At 47.1% G+C, this 11800-nt stretch carries 10 protein-coding genes; 5 read left to right on the top strand and 5 right to left on the bottom strand.

Annotated elements, in window-relative coordinates:
- The first annotated feature begins 20 nt into the window (after nt 1-20).
- The 3 genes from atpD to glmU all read left to right on the top strand — a co-directional run bounded on the left by atpD (nt 21) and on the right by glmU (nt 3376).
- Nucleotides 21-1424, top strand: coding sequence for a F0F1 ATP synthase subunit beta (gene atpD, locus R8O10_RS19225; RefSeq protein ID WP_005383849.1), 1404 nt, complete (start codon nt 21-23; stop codon nt 1422-1424).
- An 18-nt stretch (nt 1425-1442) separates the two neighbouring features.
- On the top strand, nt 1443-1865 hold the full coding sequence (locus R8O10_RS19220) for a F0F1 ATP synthase subunit epsilon (RefSeq protein ID WP_005378937.1): 423 nt from the start codon (nt 1443-1445) through the stop codon (nt 1863-1865).
- A 149-nt stretch (nt 1866-2014) separates the two neighbouring features.
- A complete protein-coding gene (gene glmU, locus R8O10_RS19215; RefSeq protein ID WP_025768924.1) occupies nt 2015-3376 on the top strand; it encodes a bifunctional UDP-N-acetylglucosamine diphosphorylase/glucosamine-1-phosphate N-acetyltransferase GlmU in 1362 nt (453 codons plus the stop codon).
- 84 nt (nt 3377-3460) lie between these two features.
- On the opposite strand, the gene R8O10_RS19210 is transcribed toward glmU, so the two are convergent.
- Nucleotides 3461-4201 carry an amino acid ABC transporter permease gene (locus R8O10_RS19210; protein ID WP_005383852.1) on the bottom strand — a complete coding sequence of 247 codons (741 nt, stop codon included), beginning with the start codon at nt 4199-4201 and terminating at the stop codon, nt 3461-3463.
- A 115-nt stretch (nt 4202-4316) separates the two neighbouring features.
- Here R8O10_RS19210 and R8O10_RS19205 point away from each other — a divergent pair, with 115 nt between their 5' ends.
- The gene (locus R8O10_RS19205; RefSeq protein ID WP_017821564.1) at nt 4317-5093 is read left to right on the top strand and encodes a transporter substrate-binding domain-containing protein; all 777 of its coding nucleotides are present in this window, start codon (nt 4317-4319) and stop codon (nt 5091-5093) included.
- A gap of 44 nt (nt 5094-5137) precedes the next feature.
- Here the strand turns inward: R8O10_RS19205 and punC are convergent, their stop codons facing one another.
- The gene (gene punC / locus R8O10_RS19200; RefSeq protein WP_005378946.1) at nt 5138-6343 is read right to left on the bottom strand and encodes a purine nucleoside transporter PunC; all 1206 of its coding nucleotides are present in this window, start codon (nt 6341-6343) and stop codon (nt 5138-5140) included.
- Nucleotides 6344-6495: 152 nt separating this feature from the next.
- Between punC and punR the strand changes: the two genes are divergently transcribed.
- Entirely contained in the window at nt 6496-7398 is a 903-nt protein-coding gene (gene punR / locus R8O10_RS19195) for a DNA-binding transcriptional activator PunR (RefSeq protein ID WP_017821565.1), read from the top strand.
- Nucleotides 7399-7452: 54 nt separating this feature from the next.
- Here the strand turns inward: punR and ilvA are convergent, their stop codons facing one another.
- From ilvA to ilvE, 3 genes are read right to left on the bottom strand one after another with little or no spacing between them, the layout of a single operon-like run.
- Nucleotides 7453-9000, bottom strand: coding sequence for a threonine ammonia-lyase, biosynthetic (gene ilvA, locus R8O10_RS19190; protein ID WP_065274979.1), 1548 nt, complete (start codon nt 8998-9000; stop codon nt 7453-7455).
- A gap of 2 nt (nt 9001-9002) precedes the next feature.
- Nucleotides 9003-10844, bottom strand: coding sequence for a dihydroxy-acid dehydratase (gene ilvD, locus R8O10_RS19185; RefSeq protein ID WP_005383859.1), 1842 nt, complete (start codon nt 10842-10844; stop codon nt 9003-9005).
- 13 nt (nt 10845-10857) lie between these two features.
- Nucleotides 10858-11796 carry a branched-chain-amino-acid transaminase gene (gene ilvE / locus R8O10_RS19180; RefSeq protein ID WP_005378953.1) on the bottom strand — a complete coding sequence of 313 codons (939 nt, stop codon included), beginning with the start codon at nt 11794-11796 and terminating at the stop codon, nt 10858-10860.
- Nucleotides 11797-11800 lie beyond the last annotated feature (4 nt).

Raw genomic sequence — 11800 nt, 5'->3', positions numbered from 1 at the left:
AATAGTTTAGAGGATTAACGATGGCTACAGGTAAGATCGTACAGATCATCGGTGCGGTAGTCGACGTAGAGTTCCCACAGAGCAATGTACCTAGTGTATATGACGCTCTAAACGTAACGGACTCAAAAGAGCGTCTAGTTCTTGAAGTTCAACAACAGCTAGGCGGTGGCGTAGTTCGTTGTATCGTAATGGGTAGCTCTGATGGTTTACGTCGTGGAGTTGAAGTGGTTAACACTGGCGCTCCAATTTCAGTACCAGTAGGTACTAAAACTCTAGGTCGTATCATGAACGTCCTAGGTGACGCGATTGACGAGCGTGGTGAAGTGGGTGCGGAAGAGGTTTACTCTATCCACCGTAGTGCACCAAGCTACGAAGAGCAATCAAACGAAATTGCACTTCTAGAAACGGGCGTTAAAGTAATCGACCTAATTTGTCCATTCGCTAAGGGTGGTAAAATCGGTCTATTCGGTGGTGCAGGTGTAGGTAAGACCGTTAACATGATGGAACTTATCAACAACATCGCACTACAGCACTCAGGTCTATCAGTATTTGCTGGTGTTGGTGAGCGTACTCGTGAAGGTAACGATTTCTACTACGAGATGCAGGAAGCGGGCGTTGTAAACGTTGAGAAGCCTGAAGAATCAAAAGTAGCGATGGTTTACGGTCAGATGAACGAGCCACCAGGTAACCGTCTACGTGTTGCACTGACTGGTCTAACAATGGCAGAGCGTTTCCGTGACGAAGGTCGTGACGTACTACTGTTCATTGATAACATCTACCGTTACACACTTGCAGGTACAGAGGTATCAGCACTACTAGGTCGTATGCCTTCTGCGGTAGGTTACCAGCCAACTCTTGCAGAAGAGATGGGTGTACTTCAGGAGCGTATCACGTCAACGAAATCAGGTTCTATCACGTCTGTACAGGCGGTATACGTACCAGCGGATGACTTGACTGACCCGTCTCCAGCAACAACGTTCGCGCACTTGGATGCAACGGTTGTACTTAACCGTAACATCGCTGCAATGGGTCTATACCCTGCGATCGACCCGCTAGATTCAACATCTCGTATGCTTGATCCACTAGTCGTTGGTCAAGATCACTACGAAGTTGCTCGTGGTGTTCAGCAGACTCTTCAGCGCTACAAAGAGCTGAAAGATATCATTGCTATCCTAGGTATGGATGAGCTATCTGAAGAAGATAAGCAAGTTGTATCTCGTGCACGTAAGATTGAGCGTTTCCTAACTCAGCCTTACCACGTAGCAGAAGTATTTACAGGTGACCCTGGCATTTACGTACCTCTAAAAGAGACTCTACGTGGCTTTAAAGGTCTACTAGCTGGTGAATACGACGACATTCCTGAGCAGGCATTTATGTACTGCGGTAGCATCGACGATGCTATTGAGAATGCGAAGAAGCTATAAGGCTAACTAGGAGGCGATATGGCAGCAATAACCTTTCACCTAGACGTAGTAAGCGCTGAGAAGAAAATCTTCTCTGGTCGTGTTGAAACGTTTCAGGTGACCGGTAGCGAAGGTGAACTTGGTATTTTCCATGGTCACACACCGCTGCTGACCGCTATCAAGCCTGGTATGGTGCGTATTGTGAAACAGCACGGCCACGAAGAAATTATTTATGTTTCTGGTGGTATGGTAGAGATTCAGCCTGGTACAGCGACTGTACTAGCTGATACAGCTATCCGTGGTGAAGAGCTAGACGCAGCGAAGGCAGAAGAAGCCAAACGCCGCGCTGAGGAGCAAATCCAGAATCAGCATGGTGACATGGACTTCGCACAAGCGGCCAGTGAACTGGCTAAAGCCATTGCTCAGCTACGAGTTATCGAGCTGACAAAAAAGCGTCGCTAAGCTCAATTAGCAACGTTGCATGAAAAAAGGCGGCCAATTGGTCGCCTTTTTGATTAATTTTAGTTGGAAATTTACATCCCACCATTAACTAATCCTTCCAAGGTGTTTAAAATAACGCCCAATTAAAATAGAACGTCAATAGGTTATTAATGAAATTCAGTGCTGTGATCCTTGCTGCGGGTAAAGGTACCCGTATGTATTCAAACATGCCTAAAGTGCTACACACTTTGGCAGGGAAGCCAATGGCAAAACATGTTATCGATACATGTACAGGTCTTGGCGCACAAAACATCCACTTAGTATATGGTCACGGTGGTGATCAAATGCAGCAAACGCTAGCAGAAGAGCCTGTAAATTGGGTGCTTCAAGCGGAGCAGTTAGGTACAGGTCATGCGGTTGATCAAGCGTCTCCGAAGTTTGAAGACGATGAAAAAGTACTGGTGCTTTACGGTGATGTTCCACTGATTTCAGCTGAAACGATTGAAAACCTATTAGATGCACAGCCAACAGGCGGTATTGCACTACTAACAGTGATTCTAGATAACCCGACAGGCTACGGTCGTATTATCCGTAAAAATGGTCCTGTTGTTGCGATCGTTGAACAAAAAGATGCAACAGAAGAACAAAAACAAATTAAAGAGATCAACACTGGCGTGATGGTTGCGACTGGTGGGGATCTTAAGCGTTGGTTGTCTGGCTTAAACAACAACAACGCACAAGGCGAATACTACCTAACTGACGTTATTGCAGCTGCACACGATGAAGGTCGTGCCGTTGAGGCAGTACACCCAGTCAATGCCATTGAGGTGGAAGGGGTCAACGACCGCGCACAGCTTGCTCGTCTAGAGCGTGCTTTCCAGTCAATGCAAGCTCAGAAACTACTAGAGCAAGGTGTCATGCTACGCGATCCAGCACGCTTTGATTTGCGTGGTGAGTTACAGTGCGGTATGGACTGTGAAATCGACGTGAATGTTATCATCGAAGGTAAAGTTTCACTGGGTGATAACGTGGTTATCGGTGCGGGTTGTGTACTGAAAGATTGTGAAATCGACGACAACACCATCATTCGCCCTTACAGTGTGATTGAAGGTGCAACGGTTGGTGAAGAATGTACGGTTGGTCCATTTACTCGCCTTCGTCCTGGTGCTGAAATGCGTAACGATTCCCATGTGGGTAACTTCGTTGAAGTGAAAAATGCGCGCATCGGAGAAGGTTCAAAAGCGAACCACCTAACTTACTTAGGTGATGCAGAGATCGGCCAACGTACTAACATCGGTGCAGGTACTATCACTTGTAACTACGATGGTGCGAACAAGTTTAAAACCATCATCGGTAATGATGTTTTTGTTGGTTCTGATAGCCAGCTGGTGGCGCCTGTCACTATCGCTGATGGCGCAACCATCGGTGCAGGCACGACACTAACAAAAGATGTTGAAGAAGGTGAGTTAGTAATTACTCGCGTCAAAGAGCGCAAAATTACTGGCTGGCAGCGTCCTGTAAAACAGAAATAAACATTACCTGCACTCACTCTATCGCTATACTGTCAAAGCCGCTCAACAAGAGCGGCTTTGTTGTTTCTAGCTCTGGCTTCATCGTTAGTAGCTAGGAATAGCAATACGTTTTTCGAGCCAACGAACGGCTTGAGATACAAATAGGATGAGCAACAAGTACTCCAAAACGAGGAAGGTATAAATTTCTAGGGGTAAGTACTCATTCACCACCAGCTCATTAGCACGGCGAGTGAGATCGCTTAAACCAATCACGCTGACTAAAGAACTCATCTTGAGAATGTAGACAAATTGATTGCCCAGTGGAGGGAGGATTTGTCGAAACGCTTGGGGAAGAATTACCAAGCGCATCTTTTGCCAATAGCTTAAGCCCAAAGACTCAGCTGCTTCATGCTGGCCACGGCTGATAGCTTGTATCCCACCGCGAAACACTTCCGCCATAAACGCACTCTCAGCGATAGTCAGTGCAATAACACCCGCCCAAAAGTGATTGAGTGAGACATCCAATAGCGTAGGCATGCCGTAATACACCCAAAGTAGTAAGACTAAAACTGGCACTGAACGGATCACCTCGACATAAATACGGTTTATCCACTTCAGAGAGGCAGAGTCCGACAGAGCGGGTAACGCAACGATCAGGCCCAAGCTCATCGCAAATAACATACTGAGGAGTGATACCTGAATGGTGTCATTAAACCCAGCGATTAAAAACTTTAGATTGGTGAGCCCTTGATCCGTCGAAGGGTCAAGTACATACCAGCCCCATTGATAATCTGAACAACCAGTGAGTAATAGCAATGAAAATAGCCATAGAGTTCGAAACGTCACATTTACTCCCTGAATTAACTAAAAAACTTCCTTTGTTGCTGCTATGTTATCAGTAGAGCTCTAATAAAGGTTAATTATTAAACCGTATAAGGTCATTATTTTTAAGGGAATAAAAATGAGAAAGATTTTACTAGTGCTAGGAATGTGTTTGCTTGCTGTGACTCAAGTCGCTCACGCTGAAAGCCGTCTTCAATCCATTTTAGACAATGGCGTACTCCGAGTTGGAACGACGGGAGATTGGAATCCGATGACGATGAAAGACCCCGCGACAAACAGTTATCGTGGCTTCGATATCGATGTAACAACAGAACTTGCTAAAGATCTCGGTGTAAAAGTGGAGTATGTGCCCACGGATTGGAAGACGCTAGTTAATGGCATTACCGCCAACAAATACGATATTACTGGCAGCGCATCTCTGAACATGTCGCGCGCGAAAGTAGCTGGATACAGCCAGCCGTATTTCTACCTTGCCTTTGTACCTGTGGTGCAAAAGAAAGATCTCGCCAAATTTTCTGATTGGGCGGATTTTAATAAACCAGAAGTAAAAGTCGCAGCGACGTTAGGTACGGTACAAGAAAAAATGGTGAAAGAGTTCTTCCCGTCTGCTCAGCATATTGTTATTGAAGCGCCAGCGCGCGACTTCCAAGAACTACTAGCTCGCAGGGCCGATGTATCCGTGACGTCCAATGTGGAAGCAGCGACGTTGGTGGATAAGTTTAAACAGTTGGCGATAGTGCCAGTGACCGCACCGCGTAAACCAACCCCAATTGCTATGTTGTTGCCGCAAGACGATCAAGTATGGATTAATTACATCAATCACTGGGTAGAGTTGAAAAAGACTCAAGGCTTTTTTAAGCAGACTGCCAAGAAATGGGGGTTGAAAAGCTTATAAACAGAAAGAGCCGCATTGCGCGGCTCTTTTTATTATCTGAACGATTAAAGTTCGTCTTCACTCACGACTCGGGCGTTGTCAGGAGTCGTAAAGTGCTTGGATAATTCGCGATTCGACAGAATGTATCCCATCCACAGCCCACCCATACAGATGATGATTGCGATGCCAGTAACCATCTGAGCTTGGCTTGCCATTGCGGCTACCAATGCACTTGAGAAGCTACTTACACAGATTTGCAGGCTGTTTTGCAAACCTGCTGCTGTTGCAGGGCTCTGTTGTGCGCTGGCCAGTGCACGGTTTACCACGATTGGGTACAGTGCGCCGTTAGCAACGGCAATCAAACAGAATGGCGCAAGAATAGGCCAAATCGATGACAGCTCCCACTGTGAAGCAATGAAAATCATTAATGCCGCGACACTAAATAGGCCAATCAGTTGGCGCAGAACCTTTTCATCACCAAATTTTCGAACGCCTACTTTACCTAAGTAGCCACCAGCCATAAACGCGATGGTTTGTGGGATAAAGCTCAAACCAATATCTTTTGCTTCGTAGCCCAGTTGCGCCATGATTTCTGGCATCCCAGTTAGGTAAGCAAAGAATGCAGCTGAAGCCGTCGCAAACATAAACACGTTGCCAAGGTATTTTTTAGAACTCAGCAGCGCTTTTATGTCGGCAGACATACTGGTTTGTTTGATTTCTGCTTTCTCGTCTTTTTGTGCCATGGTCGCAAAGACCAAAAAGACGCCAACTAGTGTTAGCGTAATAAAGATACTGTGCCAGCCGAAGTTATCTGCCAACACAACCCCTAATTGAGGTGCTAGTGCTGGTGATAGCGCGACGAGTGGCATGATTGTCGCAAAAATTTGTTGGCTACTGCTTGAGTAGCGCTTAATGACCATAGCCTGCCAGATCACGGCTGGTGCACACACACCGATAGCTTGGATAAAGCGCAGTGTGAGTAGTTGCCATACTTGATCACAGAAAGCCAAACCGAATGACGCGATAGTAAATAGCACCAACCCGGCTGCGAGTGTATTACGATGGCCAAATTTATCGGATGCCAATCCCCACATTAGTTGGCCAATCGCCATACCAACGAGGAATACCGTTAAAGAGAGCGCAATTTGCTCAGGGCCTGTTGCAAAGTCGATTTCCATCGCTTTGAATGCTGGCAGATACATATCGGTAGCAACGAAGCCAAGCATCGATAATGCTGCCAGATAAATGAGCTGTAGTTTTGAGATTTTCATGATTCAACCAGTCAAATTATTTAATCATTTTTTAATCAACATCAGTTGGCGCCAACCCTGATTTATTTACCTTATTATTCTATTTTTCGATTTTTAGAAAATAAAACGCTAAAATTGTTGGTTATCAATCAAATTTTTTGAAAGGTTAAATCATGTTCTCTAAAGCGTCTTTGGAAATGCTGGATACGGTTGCCCGTTTAGGCAGTTTCACCGCTGCGGCTGAGGTATTGCATAAAGTCCCCTCAGCCATCAGCTATGGAGTAAGGCAGGTCGAGCAAGATTTAGATGTGGTGCTGTTTCGACGTTTACCAAGGAAAGTCGAGCTAACTCCAGCGGGTGAACTTTTTATGGCCGAGGCGCGCTCTTTGCTGCGTCAAATGGAAGAGGTGAAAGCACAAACGCGGCGAGCGGCTCAAGGATGGAAAAGCACGTTAAAGCTGACCTTGGATAACGTGGTGAAGTTAGAAAAACTCAAACCTTTGGTGGAAGATTTTTATCGCGAGTTTGAATTTGCTGAATTGCAGATCAATATGGAGGTCTTCAATGGTTCTTGGGAGGCTATAGCACAAGGACGAGCCGATATAGTCGTTGGAGCCACGTCTGCGGTTCCCGTTGGTGGGGATTTTGAAGTCAAAGATATGGGCGTATTAGATTGGGCATTTGTAATGTCACCCGCTCATCCTTGCGTTCGACAACAAGTGCTTACTGAAGAGTTTGTGAGTCAATTTCCGGCGATCTGTCTTGATGATACTTCGAACGTGCTGCCAAAACGCCATACTGGCCATTATCCGCAACAGCGCCGATTATTATTGCCCAATTGGTATAGTGCGATTGAATGTTTAAAAAATGGGGTGGGCGTGGGTTACATGCCACGTCATATTGCAACACCCTTAATCAATGATGGTGTACTGGTGGAGAAGGTCATGCCGGATGATAAACCGCTCAGTCACTGCTGCTTAGTATGGCGCAAAGATGATAATCATAAATTGATCCAGTGGATGGTGGACTATCTTGGGTCGCCTAATCAGCTACATAAAGATTGGTTACAGTCATAAAAAACACCTCGCTAATGCGAGGTGTTGTCTTTGATATATTTGAAATGTGGCGTTTTATGACAAGAAAAACTTATACGATGGGTTGTCTGTCTCGTCTTTGCATTGATAGCCAAGTTCACGTAAATGTGCAGAAAACTGAGCTAAATCGCTTTCATCTAACTCGAAACCACATAAAACACGTCCGTAGTCAGCGCCGTGGTTACGGTAGTTGAACAAGCTGATATTCCAATGAGTACCGAGTGTGCTTAAGAACTTGAGTAGCGCTCCCGGATATTCTGGGAATTCAAAGCTGTATAGGCGCTCTTTAAGCGGCTTAGACGGCTTACCACCAATCATGTAGCGCACGTGCAGCTTCGCCATTTCATCATCAGACAAATCAACCACTGGGTAGCCACCATCACGTAAGTCGTGAATGATATGTTCTAGCTCTTCCTGACCGCCTTGCAAACGCACACCGACAAAGATATTTGCCAATGCGTCATCGTTGTAGCGGTAGTTAAACTCTGTCACGGCACGGCCGCCAATGAGGTTACAGAACTCAAAGAAAGCACCTTGACGCTCAGGGATGGTGACGGCAAGCAGACCTTCACGTTTTTCACCAAGCTCGCAGCGTTCAGAAACATAACGCAGACCGTGGAAGTTGGTGTTTGCACCAGACAGTACAGTTCCTAGATTCTTACCTTGCAATTTGTTTTGCTCAGCAAACTTCTTCAAACCTGCCAGAGCAAGTGCGCCCGAAGGCTCAGCAATGGCGCGAGTGTCTTCAAAGATGTCTTTTACGGCTGCGCAGATTTCATCGCTAGAGACGGCAATATGGCCATCAATGTACTTTTGGCATAGACGAAACGTCTCTTCACCAATGCGTTTTACTGCAACGCCATCGGCAAACATGCTGACCTGGTCTAATACTACTGGTTCACCTGCATCCAATGCCGCTTTGAGGCATGAAGAATCTTCTGGCTCGACCGCAATGACTTTGATTTCTGGCATGAGCTGCTTCACGAGTACCGCAACACCGGCAGCCAAACCGCCACCACCGACAGGAACGAAGATGTAGTCAAGGTGACCATTTTGTTGCAGCATTTCCATGCCGATGGTGCCTTGACCAGCAATCACCAGTGGATGATCGAAGGGAGGGACAAAGGTGTACCCGTTTAACTCGGATAGACGCTCTGCCTCGGCTTTTGCCTCATCAAAGTTACTGCCGTGCAACACTACATTGCCACCAAAGCTGCGTACCGCATCGACTTTGATGTCTGGTGTGGTTTTGGGCATTACGATGGTGGTCTTGATGCCTAGCTTAGTACCAGAGAGCGCCATGCCTTGAGCGTGGTTACCTGCCGATGCTGCAATGACACCAGCGGCTTTTTGTGCTTCAGATAAACTCGCCACCATGTTGTATGCACCGCGCAATTTGAACGAGTGTACGGGTTGGCGATCTTCACGCTTGATCTGCACGTTATTCCCGATACGTGCAGATAAACGAGGCATTTCTTGCAGTGGCGTCACTGTTGCTACTTCATAAACAGGTGCGCGAAGGATTTGGCGCAGATAATCTGCGCCAGTTTGGTTCACTTGTTTTTCGGGTTGAGCTTCCATCATTGCTAGCCCTCTAGCTTCGACTTGTCTCGTACTGCACCCTTGTCAGCACTGGTTGCCATACTCGCGTACGCTTTGAGTGCAAAGGAAACTTCACGTTGGCGGTCAACTGGTTTCCAGCCTAGTTCGTCTTGTTTTGCACGGCGCTCAGCAAGTTCTTGTTCAGACACTTGGAGTGAAATTGAACGGTTTGGAATATCAATTGCGATCATATCGCCTTCTTTTACCAGGCCAATTGCACCGCCGTTTGCTGCTTCAGGAGAGGCGTGACCGATTGACAGACCTGATGTGCCGCCAGAGAAACGGCCGTCAGTCAGAAGTGCACACTCTTTGCCAAGGCCCATCGATTTTAGATAAGTGGTTGGGTAAAGCATTTCTTGCATGCCCGGACCACCTTTAGGGCCTTCGTAACGGATAACAACCACGTCGCCTGCTTTTACTTTGCCACCCAAGATGCCTTCTACGGCGTCTTCTTGGCTTTCAAATACCACGGCTGGACCAGTGAACTTATGGATGCTCTCATCAACACCAGCAGTCTTAACGATACAACCATCTAATGCGATGTTGCCTGATAGAACGGCTAGGCCACCTTCTTGGCTAAAGGCATGATCGATAGTACGAATACAACCTTCCGCACGGTCGTCATCAAGGCGATCCCAGCGGCAATCTTGTGAGAACGCTTGAGTAGTACGAATACCCGCGGGACCTGCGCGGTAGAACTTAAGTACTTCTTCGTCTTCAGTTTGGATGATGTCGTATTTCGCCAGCTGCTCTTTCATCGAAAGGCCAAGCACGGTGCGCGCATCATTGTGTAGAAGACCTGCACGATCTAACTCACCAAGAATTGCCATGACGCCACCAGCGCGGTGTACGTCTTCCATGTGATATTTCTGGGTAGATGGTGCCACTTTACATAGGTGTGGTACTTGGCGTGATAGGCGATCGATATCTTCCATATCGAAATCCACTTCACCTTCTTGCGCTGCAGCCAACAGGTGCAAAATGGTGTTGGTTGAGCCACCCATTGCAATATCCAGTGCCATCGCATTTTCGAACGCATCAAACGTAGCGATGTTGCGTGGCAGTGCTGATTCGTCATCTTGCTCGTAGTAACGACGAGTCAGTTCAACGATGCGACGACCTGCATTAAGGAACAGTTGTTCACGGTCAGCGTGCGTTGCCAGCATAGAACCGTTACCTGGTTGAGAAAGACCCAGTGCTTCCGTTAGACAGTTCATCGAGTTTGCAGTGAACATGCCTGAACACGATCCACACGTTGGACATGCGCTGCGTTCGATTTGCTCGCTTTGCTCATCAGACACTTTTGGATCCGCGCCTTGGATCATCGCATCTACAAGGTCTAGTTTGATGATCTGATCAGAAAGCTTGGTTTTACCCGCTTCCATTGGACCACCAGAAACAAAGATAACCGGGATGTTGAGACGCATAGATGCCATCAACATTCCCGGAGTGATTTTGTCACAGTTAGAGATACATACCATGGCATCGGCACAGTGCGCGTTGACCATGTACTCCACAGAGTCTGCGATCAGTTCGCGTGAAGGCAGTGAGTACAGCATGCCGCCGTGACCCATTGCGATACCATCATCAACCGCTATGGTGTTGAATTCTTTTGCGATGCCGCCGGCTTTTTCGATTTCACGCGCTACAAGCTGGCCCATGTCTTTCAGGTGTACGTGACCCGGAACAAATTGAGTAAACGAGTTTACAACGGCGATGATTGGTTTACCGAAGTCTTCTTCTTTCACACCCGTTGCACGCCACAGTGCTCGTGCACCCGCCATGTTACGACCATGTGTGGTGGTAGCTGATCTATATTTTGGCATTTCCTAATCCTTCTTACTTCTGTTCTGGGTACACATAGTCTAACCAGCCCCACTTATCTTCCGTGGTGCCGTCAAATAGGCCAAAGTAGGCTGCTTGTAGTTCTTTAGTGATAGGGCCGCGCTTACCAGTACCCACTTCAATCTTGTCGATGGTTGCCACTGGTACAATCTCAGCCGCAGTACCTGTCATGAAGACTTCATCGGCAAGGTAAAGGGCTTCACGAGCAATGTTCGCTTCACGTACTTCGTAGCCTTTATCGCGTGCAATTGTCATGATCGAGTCACGAGTGATGCCCGGTAGAATCGCGCTAGTTGCTGGTGGTGTGGTGATTACGCCATCTTTGATAACGAAGATGTTTTCACCAGCCCCTTCCGATAGGTAACCATCTACGCTTAGCGCAATACCTTCGTCGTAACCGTGACGACGCGCTTCACCACCAACCAGTAGTGAAGATAGGTAGTTACCGCCTGCTTTAGCCGCAGTTGGGATGGTGTTTGGCGCAGCGCGGTTCCAGCTTGAAATCATCGCATCGACACCTTTTTCTAGCGCTTCTTCGCCTAAGTAAGAGCCCCAAGGAAATGCTGCAATGATTAGATCCATCTCAGTGCCAACTGGTGGACATACGCCTAAGCCAACATTACCGACAAAACCCAATGGACGAATGTAAGCGCTGTCGAGTTTGTTTTGGCGCAGTGTTTCGCGGGTCGCTTCCATGATTTCTTCTACAGAAAAAGGGATCGGAAAGCGGTAAATCTTGGCAGAATCTTTTAGACGTTGTGCATGCTCACGGTGACGGAAGACAATTGGGCCTTTTGGTGTGTTGTAACAGCGCACGCCTTCAAACACGGATGTACCATAGTGCATTGCGTGAGTCAGAACGTGAACGTTCGCCTCTGCCCATGGAACCATCTCACCATTAAACCAAATGAAATCTGCAGTTTTCGTTGCCATTTGT

The organism is Vibrio sp. 1727, from assembly GCF_033344415.1.
Classification (GTDB): domain Bacteria; phylum Pseudomonadota; class Gammaproteobacteria; order Enterobacterales; family Vibrionaceae; genus Vibrio; species Vibrio alginolyticus.
Note: the sequence above shows the minus strand (reverse complement) of the source record. Positions and strands in the feature narration are given on the sequence as shown.

Excerpts from the sequence above, each read along its gene's own strand:
- R8O10_RS19205 (WP_017821564.1), top strand. The coding sequence starts at position 4,317 with ATGAGAAAGATTTTACTAGTGCTAGGAATGTGTTTGCTTGCTGTGACT.
- ilvA (WP_065274979.1), bottom strand. The coding sequence starts at position 9,000 with ATGATGGAAGCTCAACCCGAAAAACAAGTGAACCAAACTGGCGCAGAT.
- glmU (WP_025768924.1), top strand. The coding sequence starts at position 2,015 with ATGAAATTCAGTGCTGTGATCCTTGCTGCGGGTAAAGGTACCCGTATG.
- ilvD (WP_005383859.1), bottom strand. The coding sequence starts at position 10,844 with ATGCCAAAATATAGATCAGCTACCACCACACATGGTCGTAACATGGCG.
- punC (WP_005378946.1), bottom strand. The coding sequence starts at position 6,343 with ATGAAAATCTCAAAACTACAGCTCATTTATCTGGCAGCATTATCGATG.
- atpD (WP_005383849.1), top strand. The coding sequence starts at position 21 with ATGGCTACAGGTAAGATCGTACAGATCATCGGTGCGGTAGTCGACGTA.
- ilvE (WP_005378953.1), bottom strand. The coding sequence starts at position 11,796 with ATGGCAACGAAAACTGCAGATTTCATTTGGTTTAATGGTGAGATGGTT.
- punR (WP_017821565.1), top strand. The coding sequence starts at position 6,496 with ATGTTCTCTAAAGCGTCTTTGGAAATGCTGGATACGGTTGCCCGTTTA.
- R8O10_RS19220 (WP_005378937.1), top strand. The coding sequence starts at position 1,443 with ATGGCAGCAATAACCTTTCACCTAGACGTAGTAAGCGCTGAGAAGAAA.